Annotated in this window: 14 protein-coding genes; 6 read left to right on the top strand and 8 right to left on the bottom strand. The window is 63.3% G+C overall.

The annotated features are described in order from the left end of the window. Window positions 1–160: 160 nt before the first annotated feature. Entirely contained in the window at window positions 161–1,306 is a 1,146-nt protein-coding gene (locus tag RPG13_RS17355; protein WP_337125592.1) for a CapA family protein, read from the top strand. Window positions 1,307–1,333: 27 nt separating this feature from the next. On the opposite strand, the gene RPG13_RS17350 is transcribed toward RPG13_RS17355, so the two are convergent. From RPG13_RS17350 to RPG13_RS17340, 3 genes are all read right to left on the bottom strand, one after another. Beyond that, window positions 1,334–1,738 carry a c-type cytochrome gene (locus RPG13_RS17350; RefSeq protein WP_128243458.1) on the bottom strand — a complete coding sequence of 135 codons (405 nt, stop codon included), beginning with the start codon at window positions 1,736–1,738 and terminating at the stop codon, window positions 1,334–1,336. Between the two features lie 163 nt (window positions 1,739–1,901). Continuing rightward, window positions 1,902–2,519: a cupin domain-containing protein gene (locus RPG13_RS17345; RefSeq protein ID WP_126107012.1), complete on the bottom strand. Its 618-nt coding sequence runs from the start codon at window positions 2,517–2,519 to the stop codon at window positions 1,902–1,904. 113 nt (window positions 2,520–2,632) lie between these two features. Beyond that, complete coding sequence (locus RPG13_RS17340) at window positions 2,633–2,992, bottom strand: hypothetical protein (protein WP_337125588.1); 360 nt, start codon at window positions 2,990–2,992, stop codon at window positions 2,633–2,635. A 357-nt stretch (window positions 2,993–3,349) separates the two neighbouring features. Between RPG13_RS17340 and RPG13_RS17335 the strand changes: the two genes are divergently transcribed. Continuing rightward, window positions 3,350–4,501: a helix-turn-helix transcriptional regulator gene (locus tag RPG13_RS17335; protein WP_126107014.1), complete on the top strand. Its 1,152-nt coding sequence runs from the start codon at window positions 3,350–3,352 to the stop codon at window positions 4,499–4,501. Window positions 4,502–4,512: 11 nt separating this feature from the next. On the opposite strand, the gene RPG13_RS17330 is transcribed toward RPG13_RS17335, so the two are convergent. Then, window positions 4,513–5,214 (bottom strand): response regulator transcription factor, encoded by a 702-nt coding sequence (locus tag RPG13_RS17330; protein ID WP_127290491.1) that lies wholly within the window; start codon window positions 5,212–5,214, stop codon window positions 4,513–4,515. Window positions 5,215–5,498: 284 nt separating this feature from the next. Between RPG13_RS17330 and RPG13_RS17325 the strand changes: the two genes are divergently transcribed. Continuing rightward, window positions 5,499–8,162 (top strand): hybrid sensor histidine kinase/response regulator, encoded by a 2,664-nt coding sequence (locus RPG13_RS17325; protein ID WP_337125585.1) that lies wholly within the window; start codon window positions 5,499–5,501, stop codon window positions 8,160–8,162. Beyond that, window positions 8,159–8,872, top strand: coding sequence for a response regulator (locus RPG13_RS17320; RefSeq protein WP_292716093.1), 714 nt, complete (start codon window positions 8,159–8,161; stop codon window positions 8,870–8,872). The genes RPG13_RS17325 and RPG13_RS17320 overlap by 4 nt, the downstream gene beginning before the upstream one ends. 49 nt (window positions 8,873–8,921) lie before the next feature. Here the strand turns inward: RPG13_RS17320 and RPG13_RS17315 are convergent, their stop codons facing one another. After that, complete coding sequence (locus RPG13_RS17315; protein ID WP_337125580.1) at window positions 8,922–9,617, bottom strand: hypothetical protein; 696 nt, start codon at window positions 9,615–9,617, stop codon at window positions 8,922–8,924. Between the two features lie 249 nt (window positions 9,618–9,866). Between RPG13_RS17315 and RPG13_RS17310 the strand changes: the two genes are divergently transcribed. Then, on the top strand, window positions 9,867–10,352 hold the full coding sequence (locus RPG13_RS17310; protein ID WP_126107019.1) for a hypothetical protein: 486 nt from the start codon (window positions 9,867–9,869) through the stop codon (window positions 10,350–10,352). 96 nt (window positions 10,353–10,448) lie between these two features. Beyond that, window positions 10,449–11,318 carry an ADYC domain-containing protein gene (locus RPG13_RS17305; protein ID WP_126107020.1) on the top strand — a complete coding sequence of 290 codons (870 nt, stop codon included), beginning with the start codon at window positions 10,449–10,451 and terminating at the stop codon, window positions 11,316–11,318. Between the two features lie 112 nt (window positions 11,319–11,430). Here RPG13_RS17305 and RPG13_RS17300 read toward each other — a convergent pair whose 3' ends face one another. The 3 genes from RPG13_RS17300 to RPG13_RS17290 all read right to left on the bottom strand — a co-directional run bounded on the left by RPG13_RS17300 (window position 11,431) and on the right by RPG13_RS17290 (window position 15,201). Continuing rightward, window positions 11,431–12,300 carry a patatin-like phospholipase family protein gene (locus RPG13_RS17300; RefSeq protein ID WP_126107021.1) on the bottom strand — a complete coding sequence of 290 codons (870 nt, stop codon included), beginning with the start codon at window positions 12,298–12,300 and terminating at the stop codon, window positions 11,431–11,433. 20 nt (window positions 12,301–12,320) lie between these two features. Then, window positions 12,321–13,571 carry a M16 family metallopeptidase gene (locus RPG13_RS17295; protein WP_164547231.1) on the bottom strand — a complete coding sequence of 417 codons (1,251 nt, stop codon included), beginning with the start codon at window positions 13,569–13,571 and terminating at the stop codon, window positions 12,321–12,323. Between the two features lie 265 nt (window positions 13,572–13,836). After that, window positions 13,837–15,201, bottom strand: a complete 1,365-nt coding sequence (locus RPG13_RS17290; RefSeq protein ID WP_337125575.1) for a M16 family metallopeptidase — start codon at window positions 15,199–15,201, stop codon at window positions 13,837–13,839. Window positions 15,202–15,291: the final 90 nt, after the last annotated feature.

Below are 15,291 nucleotides of genomic sequence, written 5' to 3'. Positions count from 1 at the left end.
GACCCTACCTGATTATTTGCAGAAATAACAACATATGAGGTTTCCCGATCCGTCTCGTCGGGCGCGCCGCGCGCCTTTCGAACCGGGTGCGAGCTTGTAGGGCTGAGAATTTGGTGGTCACCCTCAGCCTCGCTGGAGGTTGGCACGGAGGAGGTCCAGGATGCCGCAGATCGCAAACAACGCCGACGCCGACGCCGGACGGCCCGTCCGAAGCAGCGCAAAACTGTTCCTGTGCGGCGACGTGATGCTCGGGCGCGGGATCGACCAGATCCTCGCCAATCCTGGCGATCCGCACCTCTGCGAGCGCTATGTCAAATCGGCGACGACCTATGTCGAGCTTGCCGAACGCATCAATGGCCCGATCCCGAGAAAGGTCGACGATGCGTATGTCTGGGGCGATGCGCTCGCCGAACTGGAGCGCGAAGCGCCCGACGCGCGGATCATCAATCTCGAGACCAGCGTTACCACCAGCCTGTCTTTGGCGCCCAAGGGGATCAATTACAAAATGAACCCCGCCAACATCGGCTGCCTCGCGGCGGCGCGGGTCAGCTGCTGCGTGCTCGCCAACAACCATGTGCTCGACTGGGAAGAGCCTGGCCTCGTCGAGACCCTCGATACGCTGCGGCATGCCGGCCTCGCCTATGCCGGGGCCGGGCTTGACGCGGATGAGGCGGCGGCGCCTGCCGTCATTGAACTGGCGGGCGGCGGCCGCGTGCTCGTCTTCGGCTTCGCGCTCGAGACGAGCGGCGTTCCAGCTTCATGGGCAGCCGGAGCCTACAAGCCAGGGATCAATCTGCTGGCGGATGTCTCTGCCCGGTCGCTCGCGCAGATCGCCCGATCCGTGGAGGCCATAAAACAGCCCGGCGACCTCGCGGTGGCCTCGATCCACTGGGGCGGCAACTGGGGCTACGAAGTCCTCGCGGAAGAACGCGCGCTTGCCCATGCTCTCATCGATGTTGCAGGTTTCGACGTCGTGCATGGGCACTCCTCCCACCATCCCAAGCCGATCGAAATCCATGACGGCCGGCTGATCCTCTATGGATGCGGCGACTTCCTCACCGACTATGAGGGAATTACGGGCTACGAAACCTTTCGCGGTGAACTTGCGCTGATGTACCTGCCGCGGCTCGCCATACCGGACGGCACGCTTGTTTCGCTCGACGTCGTGCCGTTCCAGCTCCGCAAATTCCGGCTAAACCGCGCCTCGCCCGAAGATGCCGCCTGGCTCGCGGCGATGCTTGAGCGTAAGAGCTCGCCTTTCGGCACTCATGTGGCGCTCGATAACCGTCTCACTGTCCTTTGGTGAAGCGCCTGCGGTCAGCAGCCAGCGATACTAATTTTCAAGCCTCTCCGGCCGTCCTCGGCCAAGCGCACCGTCGGCGCGGGCCTGCAGGTAGGCATAGATGTCGTCGATGTAGGGTGCGACGTTGGGGTCGTCGGCGAAGCCCTTCATCACCGAAGGGCCGATGCGCACGCCGTCGCGAACGTTGCGGCGGAAGACCTCGATGGCGGGCAGCCGGTCGACAAGGGCCGAGGCGAACGTCGAGCCCATGCCATCGGGGCCATGGCAGTGATTGCAGCTGCCATGGTAGCGACGGAAGCCGTTGTAGGTTCGCGCGTCGACCTTAGCGCCGACAACTTCGTAGAACTTGCCCGCGGCCAGCTCAGCTTGCGAAGACGCGCCGAAGCCAGCGGCAACGGTAAAGACGACGACAGCCGGGATGAGCCATGGAGACATCGCCAAGGACGCGCGTGCGAAGAGTGACTGACTTCGACTAATCGCCGCTGAGCGCTGTCGCGAGCGCAAGCGAAAATCCAAAATAGTTGGAACCGTGCGGATTTTCGCTGGGTTTGGCGCGCCTCCGCTCGTCCCAAACATTCGCGCCGCTACTCGAAACGTCTCAGTCGAAATTGGCCGGTGACGAGAACGGCCGATTGGCGTCGACAACGAAGATGGCCAGCTCATCGAGATCGCTTGTGCCGGCGTTGAACACCTCCATCGGCGTGTCGGCCCCGTGTCCGACCATCGTCGTGCCGGCTTCGGCATAGGCCACCCCGTGGGGTGTTCTCTGGCCGAGCTTGCCGGCCAGCACATAGAAGGCCTCCGGTCCCGGATGCGTATGGATCTTCGTCTTGACGCCGGGCGCTCCACCGGCGCGGTTGACGCGCAGCAAATACTCGCTTGCGCTGATCGGAGGGACCGGTCCGATCTCGACGACCTTGGTTCCGCCGGTCGTAGAGCCATCCTTCGCTCCAAGCGTGAACAGCCAGACCTTGCCTGCAACCTCCGCCGCAAGCGAGGTCGGGCCCGCAGCGCTTTGGGCCTGCGCCAGCGTTGGGAAATTTTCCAGCCGCCAGTACAACGGTCCGGAGGGCAGTTCCCTCACCTTTTTCTCAACCACCGGCTCGACGGCGAATTTGCCGTCTGCGGGCATTGAGGCTGACGTCGTCAGTCCGAAAGCACACAGTGAGAACATAAGCAGGCCAATACGGCGGGCGCTGAGGGAATGCCGCTTCATGGTTGGTCCTCCTATCGATGCAACGTGCCCCGGATTGCGGTTGGTCGGCGGCTACGATGATGCAGCCAGCGCCGCCGCAACGCGCCTGCCCCCGGATCACTCGACGGCGGTCATCAGTCAACGGCGAGCTTCGGAGAAGAAACCACGATCCCGTCTATCGGATGCGGGCTGACGACAAGCTTACCGCCAACGCGCAATATCTCGACGATCTGGTCCGACTCTCCCAGCTTGCCTGGCACCGAGAGCGCGACCTTCTGATTCTCGGTCAGTGTCGCCACGAAACGCACGGGCAAGCCAGCCTCGCCCTGCGCGATTGTGGTGACCACCCGATAGCCGTCCTCCTCCGGCGTGTAATAGACGACACCAAGAAAGCCGGCGAGATCGATGCTTTCGGCCTTCATGGCTCCAAGCTCGCCGGCATGCGCGGGCATCGCCGCGATGCAAAATGCTGCAAAAGCAATGTACCTGTACATAATGCTGCTCCATCCCGAATTGTCCGGGCCGAACCCGGCTCAAGGTTTCAGCAATAGCGGTCGTGCGCCGTGATAGTCGGCGCACGCAGGCAGAATTCTTGATTAGTCCCCCCGGCTGCATCACTGTGGCGAAGGCTCGCGAGCCGGGAACGGCGCTGAACCCCACTGGTTGTCACAGTTCCGTGTGACCTTTTCTTCTGGGGCGCAAGCATTTCACTGCCCGGTTGCTTGCGCATCCCCTGTTTGGGGGAGATAATCGGAATTTAAGCGATCGCTAAAGTTTGGAGAGGCGAGAGCACCTGTGAGAGCGCGCGGCTTTCCGCGTCGGACGCGCTGTCGACATGCGGGGGGCCGTCGATGGCCAAGGCATTGTCGCATCATGAGCTGTCGAAGCTGATCGGCTCGATCTACGATTGCGCACTCGACCCGGAGCGATGGGAGCACGCGCTTGCCGGGATCAGAGATGCGCTCAACGCCCAGACCGCGGTCCTGCACCTTGACGACCTCACCAACGACCGGCTGCTGATCCTCAGGACCGTGGGAATAGAGCCATACTGGCTGGAGCAACAGGCGAAACATATCCCCGAGATCCATGCTCGGCTGATCGAGGATCTCGCGACATGGCCTTCACTCGAAATGCCGCATGTGGTCTCACGCCATATCCCTCAAACCGCCGTGGAGACCTCCCGATATTTTCAGGAGTGGCTGAAGCCGCAAGGCCTGGTCGACGTCATGTCGTTCTTCCTGATCCACACCCCTACCCGCCTTGCGGGCTTCGCCATTGCCCGGCATAAGCGGCAAGGCATTATCACCGAGCGTGAAATCAAGCTTGGCGGATTGTTGCTGCCGCATGTGCGCCGCTCCGTGATGATCAGCAACATGCTCGACATGGGCACGATCGAGCGCGCACGGGTGGCCGAGGCGCTCGATGCGCTCACATGCGCCGTAGTCCTCACCAATGAACGCGGCGCGATCCTGCACGCCAACCACGCGGCCAAGCACATGCTGCGGAGCGGCGGCCCGGTCCAGGATGTCCGGGGCATTCTGCAAGCGAAGATCCCGTCGGCTTCCAGGGAGCTTCACAGCGCCATCATGCTTGCGGCTCAGGATGATGCGAGCATCGGCAAGACAGGGCTTGCCGTCCTCCTTACCGAACCCGGCCTGCCGCCCGTCTTCGCCCGCGTGCTGCCGATGGCCGGTGGCGATCTGCGCGCCGGCATGGACCCCGCGGCGGTAGCCGCAGTGTTCATCGGCAATGCACCGGACGAGCATGACGCCGCCGACATGCTGGCGACAGCCTTTGGGCTCACGCTCGCCGAAACCCGCGTGCTCGCCAGCCTTCTCGCCGGGCACACCCTGGCCGAGACGGGCGTCAGCCTTCACATTGCCAGCACGACCACGAAGACGCATCTCGACAATATCTTCCAGAAGACCGGGGTCTCCCGCCAGGCCGATCTGATGCGCCTTGTGATGCAGATCGTTCCGCCCGCAGGGCAGCCTGGTCCCTGAACCGCACTCGTTCACCGCTTTGGATACAGGTATCCAACGCCGCGGATCGTCTTGATCAGTTCCGGCTTGGCCGGGTCCTTTTCGAGCCGGCGGCGCAGCCGGGTGATGCGGCTGTCGATGCTGCGGTCGAAGGGCTCGTCGCCCCTGGGCGGCGCCAGATCGAGCAATTCGTCGCGGCCGATGACCTGACCGGCCCGGGTGGCGAAGGCCGCCACCAGATCGAGTTCCATCGGCGTCAGCGGAATGGCCACGCCGTTGGTGTCGACGAGGTTTCTCGCGCGGGCGTCAAACACATAGGTTCCGAAGGCGAAATGCCCGGCCGGCAAAGCGTCGGCATTGTTCAATCCCTTCGGCCTGCGCCTGCGCAACACCGCGGCGATCCTGGCTTCCAGCTCGACCGGTGCAAAGGGCTTTGCCAGATAGTCGTCCGCGCCGACCTCGAGACCCGCCACCTTGTCGAAGACCGAATCGGCGCCGGTCAGCATCAGGATGCCGGTGTCGTGATGCTCGCGCAGCCAGCGGGCCAGGCTAAAGCCGTTCTCGCCCGGCATATTGAGGTCGAGCACGACAAGATCCGCCTTCGCCGCCGCGATCGTCTCGCGCAATTCGGCACCGCCGGATGCCGTGCGCATGCGGTAGCCTTTCGCCTGCAAATAGTCGGCGATCATGAACGCAACGTCGGTCTCGTCGTCCACGACAATGATGTCGGCCATGCGTTCCCCCGCGGCGAGCGACGCTCCAAACCTACAGGGCGCATTAACCCCGGGTCAATCGGGCCCGTCTGCTGCCGACTCCGGGCGAGCTCGACACAATTGAAACAATCCAAGCCGGGAAACCCGGCTCACGGCATCATCGTGAAACATCCCGTGGTTATTTGTCGAAAGACGTCGGGCAGATTGCCGGCAGGCCGGCTTGACAGGCTGGGAGCCGTTCAATCCACTGCCCGCACGGGAACAGCAACCGTCGTGACGGCGCATCCGTCTGTGGAGACCTCGCCGTGCCGACCTCCTCGAAGCTGTCCAGGCATTTCGCGTCGTTGATGGCGGCCTGCGTTTTGCCTCTCGTCGCGCTTGTCGCCGGCATCGGCCTCTACCAGTCCTACGCCCTGCAACAGTCGCTTCTACCCTATGCGCTCATTTTGCTCGGGTTGCTTGCCTCGGTGTTCGCTTTGCATCGAGTGCTTCTGAGAGAGATCGTCGGTCCGGCGATCTCGCTTGTCGACCATGTGCGCTCCGGCGCCGCCGGCGAAACCACCGACAAGCCCGGGGCCGCGATCAAAACCTCGGCGCTTTGGCAGCCCTGGATCGATATGGCTTCGAGCATCTTCGCCGAAAACCGCAGGGCGCTGCGCGAGCTGGCCGATAGTGAGCAGCGCTACCGCAATGTTGTCGAGGCACAGACGGAGTATATCATTCGGGTCGCGCCGGATGGGCGCATGAGCTTTGCCAATGACGCCTACTGCCGTCTTGTCGGCAAGACGCGCGAAGAGTTGCTGAGCCCGGACTGGCACTATTTCAACTCGTTTTCCGCCGATTTCGGCAGCTTCGACGAGATCATCGGTCGCGTCACCCCCGAACGGCCCGTCTGCGAAGTGGAAGAGGCCGGCGCTCTGAGCGATGGCCGCGAGGTCCATATCCATTGGACCGATCGCGGCATCTTCGACGCCAGCGGCAAGCTCATCGAAATACAGTCGATCGGTCGCGATGTTGCCGAGCAGAAACTCGCCCGTCAGGCACTCGAGGCCAGCGAGCAGCGCTACCGCAGCGTGGTCGAGCTGCAGACCGAGTTCGTCGTCCGGATGTCGCCGGAGGGTCATTTGAGCTTCGTCAACGACGCCTATTGCCGGGCGTGCCGGATGACCCGTGAACAGCTTCTCGACCCGTCCTGGTGCGAACTCGATGTGCTGCCGCCCGACGAACGGCGCAGGTTCCTGGACCACCTTGCCCGCCTCACCCCGCAGGCGCCGGATGCCAGCATGGAACTTCTCAATGCGATGCCGGATGGCGTGCGCCGATGGCTCGCCTGGAACGATCATGGCATTTTCGACAGCGACGGGCGCCTTGTCGAAGTGCAGTCCGTCGGCCGCGACATCTCCGACCGCGTCCTGGCCGAGCAAGCCAGAATTGAAGCCGAGAAACTGTTGGCCGAACGGGAGGCGCAGTTTCGCGCCATAGCCGAAGGCGTGCCGCTGCCGATCACCATCTCGGCAATACAAGGCCCCGAAATCCTGTTCGTCAACGAGCCGGCGCGCAGGACGCTCGGCATCGAAGTCGGCCAGACCGGAGCCGAAGCGACGTCGACCTGGGAAGACCTCTCGCAGCGAGACCATCTCCTGCGGCTTTTGCAAAGAGACGGCATCGTCGATGCATTCGAAGCCGGCATGACCAATATGCAAGGCTCAAGAATGGATACGTTGGTTTCGGCGCGGCTGATCACGCAGGCCGGCCGTTCGGCCATGCTTGCCGCCGTCACCGACATTACCCGCCAGCGCGAAGCCGAGGCGGAGATCGCCCGCCAGCGCGAAACGCTGTACCAGTCGGAAAAGCTCTCCGCTCTCGGTTCGCTGCTGGCCGGCGTGGCGCACGAGCTCAACAATCCGCTGTCGGTCGTCATCGGCTACAGTTCGATGCTAAAGGAATTCTCGACGGACAAGGCGACAGTGGGACGCGCCGACAAGATCCACGCGGCGGCCGAGCGATGCTCGCGAATCGTCCGCACCTTTCTGGCGATGGCCCGCAAGAAGCCGCCGACACGGGGCGCCGTCGACATCAATGAAGTCGTGGTCGCTTCGCTGGAGCTCGCCGCCTACAGCCTGCGTTCGGCTGGGGTCGAGATCCGCACCGAGCTGGCGGAACCGCTCCCCAATATCTGGGGTGATAGGGACCAGCTTCATCAGGTCATCACCAACCTGGTGGTCAATGCGCAGCAAGCTCTGCTGCAGGTCCCGCACCCGCGGCGGCTGACCATCGTCACGTCAGGGGAAGGCGATGCCGTCGAGGTGGTTGTCGCTGACAATGGCCCAGGCATGCCGGAGACTGTGCGCGCGCGCGCTTTTGAGCCTTTCTACACGACCAAAATGGCCGGCGAAGGCACCGGGGTCGGGCTGTCTGTCTGCCAGGGCATCGTGACGGCACACGACGGCAGCATAGAGCTGGATTCGACGCAGGGCGGCGGCGCACGGTTCACGGTCCGGCTTCCGAGCGGCAAGGCAGAGACGGCTCCTGCGCCCGAGGCTGCCGGAAGGGCGCCGCCTGCGCCATCGGCGGCACGAATTCTGGTGGTCGACGACGATGCCGACATTGCCTCGATGATCGCCGAGATGCTGCGCCGCGACGGCCACGACGTCACCATTGCCGACGATGCGAATGCCGCCCTCAAGGCTGTGCGCGCGGATGGAATCGATCTGTTGATCAGCGACATACGCATGCCCGGCCTCGACGGCCCCGGCCTCTATCGCGCGCTGGAGCAACTGCGTCCCGGACTCGCCAAACGGCTTCTGTTCGTGACCGGCGACACGCTGGCGCCCGAGATCGATCGTTTCATCGGCGAGACGGGCGCGCCGGTGATCGAGAAACCACTCGATCCGCAGACCTTTCGCAGGCTCGTGATGGAGCGCCTGAGGGCGATGGAGACCAGCGCAATGGAAGAGGCTAAAGCGTGACAAAACAGAAATTGCTCATTGTCGACGACGAAGCGCCCTTGCGCGAGATGCTGTCGGATTACCTGCTCATGCACGGCTTCGACGTTCGATCCGTTCCGGATGGGGCGGGAATGCTGACCGAACTCGATCGCTTTGGCCCCGACCTCGTCATTCTCGACGTCAATCTCGTCGGCGAAAGCGGCTACGACCTCGCCCGCGAAATCGCCAAGGGCAGCCGCGTCGGCATCCTGATGCTGACCGCGGTCGGAGACCTGCCGCATCGGCTCGAAGGTCTTGCCGCCGGCGCCGACGACTATATGGCCAAGCCGTTCGAGCCGCGCGAACTCCTGGCGCGTGTCAGAAGCGTCATCCGGCGCCTGGGCGAGGAAGAACAGACCCCGGAAAATCGCATCCGTTTCGGTGGCTGCATCCTCGATATGGACGGCCGCACGATGGTCGATTTGGATGGCGCCGACGTGCAGTTGACGTCCATGGAATTCGACCTGCTGTGCGTCTTCGCGCGCCATCCCCGGCAGATATTGTCGCGCGACCAGCTGTGCAGGCTGGCCCACAACCGCGACCTCGAGCCGGGCGACCGGAGCATCGACATCCGCATCACCCGACTGCGCAAGAAGTTCGAGAGCGAGCCCGACGCTCCGACCGTTCTGGTGACGGTTCGCGGCGAAGGCTATGTCTACGAGCCTGCCCAGGACGAGGCGCGGCGCCGGTAGATACGGCGCTTCAAAGAGGCTGAGCCGTCCAGCTGTGACGGTTCACAGCTTACGCGATCGGCTTGCGCGCCCGGCGAAATTCCCTTCGCAGGCTTCGAACCGTGTCGCGCGCGACCGGGATGGTCCAGCGCGCGGTCATCGTCGCGATCAGCAGCCCGGCAACCGGATCGATGAAGCGGGCAATGATCGTGCCTTCCCAAATCATGGCTGTTGCGAGCGATGCGGTGATAAGCAGGTTCGACGAAAGCTTGTCCGAGAACAGGCAGATTTGCGCGCGGGCAAGCGTGGAAGCGGCAGCATTGTTGCGGGCTTTCCACCGGCGCAGGATCCAGAAATTGATCGCCGCGTAGGCCCCGTTCAGGCTCATGGCGAGAACAATGCCGGGACCGTGGGGTTCGACGCCGCCGACGGTGATCCGCTGGATGGCGATGCCGGCGACGACTGCCATGGAAAAGCACATGCCGACGGCGGCCAGCCCATTGACGAGCGTCTCGGCCAGGGCTGCTCGCCGCTTGTTCATGCCCAGTTTCTTGCTGCCGCCAGCCACAACCAGGACTGAGACCAGCACCAGCATGTCCATCAGCGTCAGGGCGAGATCGGCACGGATGGTCAGCGACGTGGATGTCGCCGCTGCATATGCGGTCAGCAGCAAGCCCGGGGTGCCCGCCAGCACGGCCAGACGTGCCGTCCGGGCCGCCGTCGCCTCGCCGGTCGGTCGGCCATTGGTTTTTCGCAAAGCTTGCATCGCCAGAAATCTCCTCGTTCTGGCGTCACCAATGGCGCAGGGGTGTTGCGCGGATTTGCCGATTTGCCGGCCTAAGGTTTCCTTTGTGTCGTCGCGCCGGTGCACCAGGCGCAGTGCCCGAGGGATCGCAACAAATGAAACAATTCGGACGGATTTCGGCATTGGTCCGAAACAGTCGGGAGCGAAAAGCCGCGCCATGGAGCGAACCCGACGGGACGGCTCCGCTGAAAAACGAAAAAGGAGATCAAGATGAATCGCTTCAAGACTTACCTAGCTGCTGCCTCAGCAATGGCCTGCGTCGCGGCTCCGGCTAGCGCGGCGGGCCCGGAAGGCTCCAACGGCAAATCGCTGAACGGCCTGGAGAAGAATTCGCTGACCAGTAACTCGCTCACCAGCAATTCGTTGACCAGCAACGGCCTCGGCGTCCTTGCGCTCAACGGCGTGCATGCTGACGGCATCGTTCTGGCGAAGAGTCTCGCTCCGGCCAGCAAGTCTATCGTCGACCCGAATGTCCGCTCCATCATCGACCCAAATATTCGCAGTCTACCGGCTGTCCAGCACGGCAGCGGCTCGGTGATCGATCCTAATTTCGGCAATCTGCCGGCTGTCCAGAAGGGCAACGTCCGGGCATCGACCGCAGGTAAGAAAAGCAGCGGCCTTCCGTCTGGCCAGCACGGCACCGGTAGCGGCGCCGGGACCAACCATGACCGGCCAACCCCTTCGCCGAGGCGTTGATATCCGGCGTCCGTGATCAATGGAACGGATGGCGTTGTGCCGTCCGTTCTCATTGGCTGTGCTTTCATTCGCAAGACATGCCGTCAGGAGCCAACAGTGTCAGCCCACAAAAACCGCCTCGTCCATATCAGCCGCTACGCATTGCTCGCGGTCGCCGTAGCCATTTCCAGCATGGCCGCGGTGCCTTTTGCCAATGCCGGCACCAGGCAAGCGATCGGCTCGATCTCCGTTGTCGGCACAAGGTTCGAGGTGACGATGGAAGATGGTCGCATTGTCGCTCAAGAGGATCTCGTCGGTGCCGTTCTGACGATTGGTGGTGACGGACAGGACCGGATGCCACTGCGCATCGACGCGGTCGAGATCGATCCGAGGAACCCGGATGGCGAGATCATGCTCTACACCATGTCGGCCCGCGACGCGGCAAGCGGTGCATGGCGCAACATCTGCGAGCCGGACATCGAGGGCCGGCGCATGGGCTTTCCGCTCGGCGGCACCTGGACGCAGGATGGTCGCCATTTGCCATCCGACACGGCGTTCAGCATTACCTGCACCGGCGGCGCCCAGGCGAAATGCGTGCGCTTCGGCTATCGCCCCTGGGAAAAGTCACCGGACGGCACTTCGCTCTGGGATCATCATCAAGCATGCACCCGCATGATCCGCGCTGATTATTGCGGCGATGGCGTCGGCCATACCCGCAACGGGACGCCGATCGTCATCTATGATCGCAAGGGCATTCAGCAGGACGAGGCCGCGCCTGATATGTCGTTCGAGGCGGCGTGGAGTGCCGACGGCGCGCTTTGCGTCAGCCACACCAGAATACCCGACGTGCTCACGATGGAGGGTCTGGCGGCGATCTGCCCAGGCGTGCGGCAGCAGCCACAGATAGCGGCGTGCGAAAGCGATGCCGGGGCGCTGATCCTCAACCGTTCGATCGATCCGCGAACGGTTCAGGCCGCAGCGAAATAGTCATAGCGCGGAAGATCTGCTGGGCTTGTCGGAGTGCGGATGTCCCGAATGGTCAAACGCATGCGCTCGTTCGACTGAGGCCATCAAGCATCCGACCTTCCGCGCCACTCCCTCACCCTCCCACCTGCTTGGTGCGCTTGGCCGTTTCGATCTTGGCCCGCGCCTCCACCGCCTTCTCGATCTCGCGCTTCAGCTCGTCCTTGATCGCTACCGTTTCGGCCAGCAAGGCATCGATCTTCATGAAATCGAGCACCCGGTATTTCGACACTGCCGGTCGGATCAGAATGTCGGGTCGGCTCTGCATCAGCTTGGCGGCGATGATCGACTGCATCATCAATTGCGTCGCGCCGAACATCAGGTCGACGGAGGTTGGATGTTTGCGCCCGGCTTCGGTCGGTGCGCCGACCACGTCGACGGCGATGATGATGTCGGCGTCGAGTTCGATCAAGTCGAACGGCACCGGATTGTAGATGCCGCCGTCGATCAGCAGCGTGCCGTCGCGCATCACCGGGCGGAACACCGCGGGAATAGCCGCCGAGGCGGCCAGCGCCGAGTGCAGGTCGCCGTCGTTGAGCACGGCTAGCTTATGGCCGAAGAAATCCGTCGCCGTCACCTTCAGCGGTATGGACAGTTCGGCGAAGGTTTCGGGAATGGCGTCGGGCAGGAATGCCTTGAGAATGCGCTCGACATTGAACTGGCTGACCCGCAGCCCGCCTTGCAGCACCTCGGCGAAGGTGCCGGGCCGCGCCCGCCACATGCGCGTCGCCACCTCGGCGCGGCGGCTGAGGATCGAGCGCGTATAGGCGTGCATGTCCTTGCCTGTCATGCCCGACGCCATGCAGGCGCCCATGATGGCGCCGATCGACGAGCCTGAGATGGCAACCGGTCTTATGCCCAGCTCGTCCAGCGCCTCGATGACATGGATATGCGCCAGACCACGTGCGCCGCCGCCGCCAAAGGCGATGCCGAAGCTCGGGCTCATCCTTTGCCCCCCATTTGGGCTCATTCCTTCTTGGCCTCGCCGAGTTTCGGCCCGACGACCATGATGGCCGGCTCGGCGGAGAGCAGCTTTTTCGCCACCGCCTTGACCTGGTCCAGCGTCACCCCGTTGATAAAGGCGGCGCGCCGCTGCATGTAATCGATGCCGAGCTTGTCGAGCTGCAGTTCGAGCAGCGTCGCGGCAATGGCGCCGGAGGAGTTCAGATTGTTGATTGCATAGGCGCCGATCATGTATTTCTTGGTCGCCGCCAGTTCCGCTTCGGTCGGCCCCTCCTCAGCCATGCGCCTCACCACCTCGCGCACGACAGCCAGCGTCTCCGCCGCCCGGTCCGAGCGGGTCGCAGTGGTGATGGCCAGTGCGTTGGCATGCTGATGATCGACCAGGTCGGAACTGACGCTGTAGGCCAGGCCACGCTTTTCGCGCACCTCGTCGAACAGCCGTGAGGTGAAGGCGCTACCGCCGAGGATCTCGTTCATCAGCACCGCGGCGAAGAAATCCGGCGCACTGCGCTTGACGCCGGGATAGGCCAGTTGCAGCGAAGTCTGCGGCTGGTCGTAATTGACCTCGAGCTGCTGGTTGAGTTTCGGATCCGTATCGGCGACCGCGCTGAGCGCCTGGTGTTCCGGCAGGCCGCCGAAGACCATATCGAGCTTTTTTTTCAACGTCTCGGCATCGATAGCGCCGACCACCGCCACATGCAGCCCGTCGCGGGCGAAATTCGCCTTGTGAAAGGCGATCAGATCCCCCGGTGCGATCGTCGCGATGCTTTGCCTGGTGCCCTGGTCGGGTCGCGCATAGGGATGGGTGCGGTATAATGCTTCCAGCCATTTGCGCTGGGCGACCGTGTCGGGGTCAAGCTCGTTGGCGATGATGCCGGACAGCACTTGCGCGCGGATGCGGTCGATTGGCGCCTGGTCGAAACGCGGCTCTGTGACCGCCAGCCGCAACAGGTCGAACGCCGCGTCCCGCTGCTCGGCCAGCATGCGCATCGAGCCGTAGGTGCCGTCGCGCGCCGCTTCGAAGCTCATCTCGGCGCCGACGTCGTCCAGCTTTATCTGGAAGGCCTCGCTGTCGAGATCGCCGGCGCCCTCGTCGAACAGGCCGCTCATCAGATTGGCGAGACCTTCCTTACCAGCCGGATCCTGCGTCGTGCCGCCGTCGAAGACGAAGCGGATGGCGACGAGCGGCACGGAATAGTCCTCCACCAGCCAGGCAGTGATGCCCTTTGACGAGGTCACCTCCTGGATGCTCATGGCCGCGCGAGCGGAAAGCGCCGGCAGGACGAGGAAGAGCAGGGAGAGAAGTAAAGTGAGTACAGGTGCGACGGCACGCCGGGCCTTACCTTCTCCCCTTGTGGGAGAAGGTGTCGCCGAAGGCGACGGATGAGGGGTGCTGGACGGATCGCAGCGTTGGAGTTTCTTCCAACACCCCTCATCCGTCTTGGCGCTGCGCGCCAATCCACCTTCTCCCACAAGGGGAGAAGGGAAGTCGCCGCTATGCTGTTTCCTCATCATCAAATCAATTCCCTGCCTGTGTCTGCGGCAAGAGATAGCCTGATGTCGAATGGTTGAGATTGAGGTAGCGCGCGGCAACCGCCTTGACTTCGTCGGCGGTGACCTTGCGGATGCGGCCCGGCCATTCCTCGACATCCTTGACGGTGCCGCCGGTGGCGAGCGTCGCGCCGTAGATGTTGGCCATCGAATCCTGCTTGTCGCGGGCGAAGATCATCGAGCGAACGAAACGATCCTTGGCCTTCTCCAACTCGCCTGGTGTGACGCCGTCCTTGGCGATGCGGGCGACCTCGACCTCGACTGCCGCCTGGACGTCGGCCAGCTTGGCGTCGCCGCGCGGCGCGCCATAGACGGTGAAGTTACTGGCATCGAGCATGGTGCCCTGGAAGAAGGCTCCGGCCTCGGCGGCGATGCCTTGCTTGACGACCAGCTGCTGGTGGAGCCGGCTGCGGCTGCCGCCGCCGAGGATCTCCGCCAGCAGGTCCAGCGCTTCCGCTTCGCCCGGCTTTGCAGTGTGATAGGAGGGAACCACCCATTGCGTCGAAAAGTTGGGCACGCTGACGCGCGCGTCAGTGAGCGTCACCGTGCGCCTAGTGTTCTGCTCGGGTTCGACCGGACGGATACGCGGCGGCAGGTCTGGACCACGCGCTATCTTGCCATAGGTCTTTTCGGCCAGCGCCTTGACCACCTCCGGCTCGACATCGCCGGCCACCACCAGCACGGCGTTGTTGGGCGTGTAATATTTGTCGTAGAAAGCCTTGGCGTCGGTGCGGTTCAGCTTCTCCATCTCCTGCATCCAGCCGATCACCGGAATGCGGTAGGGCTGGTTTTGCCAGAGCGTGGCGTCGACCTCCTCGCCGAGCACTGCCTGCGGATTGCTGTCGATGCGCGAGCGGCGTTCCTCGAGGATCACGTCGCGCTCGGTGGCGATGACATCGTCGTTGAGGATGAGGTTGCGCATGCGATCGGCCTCGAAGTCCATCATCTGCTCGAGCGCCTGCGGCACCACCGTCTCGTAAAAGGCGGTGTAGTCATATGAGGTGAAAGCGTTGTTGGAACCGCCGATGGCGGAGACGGCGCGGTCGAACGCGCCGGCGGCATGATTGGTCGTCGCCTTGAACATCAGATGCTCGAAAAAATGGGCGATGCCGGACTTGCCCGGCGGCTCATCCGCGCTGCCGATCTTGTACCACACCATATGAGTGACGATCGGCGCACGGTGATCGGGGATGACGACAATCTCCATGCCGTTGTCGAGCAGGAAATCCGTTACCTTGCCGTCGTCCGGCTTGGTGTCGGCCAGAACCGGGCCGGTCATCACGAGAGCCAGCGCCAAGAGCGTTCCGCGCAGCCATTCAGCCTGAGATGTCATCAATGGCTCCAGGTGTCATGGGGTGGGACGATAGGCGGGGATTGCGAAACAGGCAAAGTGATTTGTTCGTCATTTTCGCGCGCAAAGGCG

Source organism: Mesorhizobium sp. ISC15, assembly GCF_037162615.1.
Lineage (GTDB): Bacteria > Pseudomonadota > Alphaproteobacteria > Rhizobiales > Rhizobiaceae > Mesorhizobium > Mesorhizobium mediterraneum.
This window is presented reverse-complemented; position numbering and strand designations above follow the sequence as displayed.

What these genes read in the sequence shown, in the direction of transcription:
- RPG13_RS17345 (WP_126107012.1), bottom strand. Translation starts at nt 2,519, where the DNA reads ATGAAGCGGCATTCCCTCAGCGCCCGCCGTATTGGCCTGCTTATGTTC.
- RPG13_RS17355 (WP_337125592.1), top strand. Translation starts at nt 161, where the DNA reads ATGCCGCAGATCGCAAACAACGCCGACGCCGACGCCGGACGGCCCGTC.
- RPG13_RS17300 (WP_126107021.1), bottom strand. Translation starts at nt 12,300, where the DNA reads ATGAGCCCGAGCTTCGGCATCGCCTTTGGCGGCGGCGGCGCACGTGGT.
- RPG13_RS17315 (WP_337125580.1), bottom strand. Translation starts at nt 9,617, where the DNA reads ATGCAAGCTTTGCGAAAAACCAATGGCCGACCGACCGGCGAGGCGACG.
- RPG13_RS17335 (WP_126107014.1), top strand. Translation starts at nt 3,350, where the DNA reads ATGGCCAAGGCATTGTCGCATCATGAGCTGTCGAAGCTGATCGGCTCG.
- RPG13_RS17310 (WP_126107019.1), top strand. Translation starts at nt 9,867, where the DNA reads ATGAATCGCTTCAAGACTTACCTAGCTGCTGCCTCAGCAATGGCCTGC.
- RPG13_RS17295 (WP_164547231.1), bottom strand. Translation starts at nt 13,571, where the DNA reads ATGAGCATCCAGGAGGTGACCTCGTCAAAGGGCATCACTGCCTGGCTG.
- RPG13_RS17290 (WP_337125575.1), bottom strand. Translation starts at nt 15,201, where the DNA reads ATGACATCTCAGGCTGAATGGCTGCGCGGAACGCTCTTGGCGCTGGCT.
- RPG13_RS17330 (WP_127290491.1), bottom strand. Translation starts at nt 5,214, where the DNA reads ATGGCCGACATCATTGTCGTGGACGACGAGACCGACGTTGCGTTCATG.
- RPG13_RS17340 (WP_337125588.1), bottom strand. Translation starts at nt 2,992, where the DNA reads ATGTACAGGTACATTGCTTTTGCAGCATTTTGCATCGCGGCGATGCCC.
- RPG13_RS17350 (WP_128243458.1), bottom strand. Translation starts at nt 1,738, where the DNA reads ATGTCTCCATGGCTCATCCCGGCTGTCGTCGTCTTTACCGTTGCCGCT.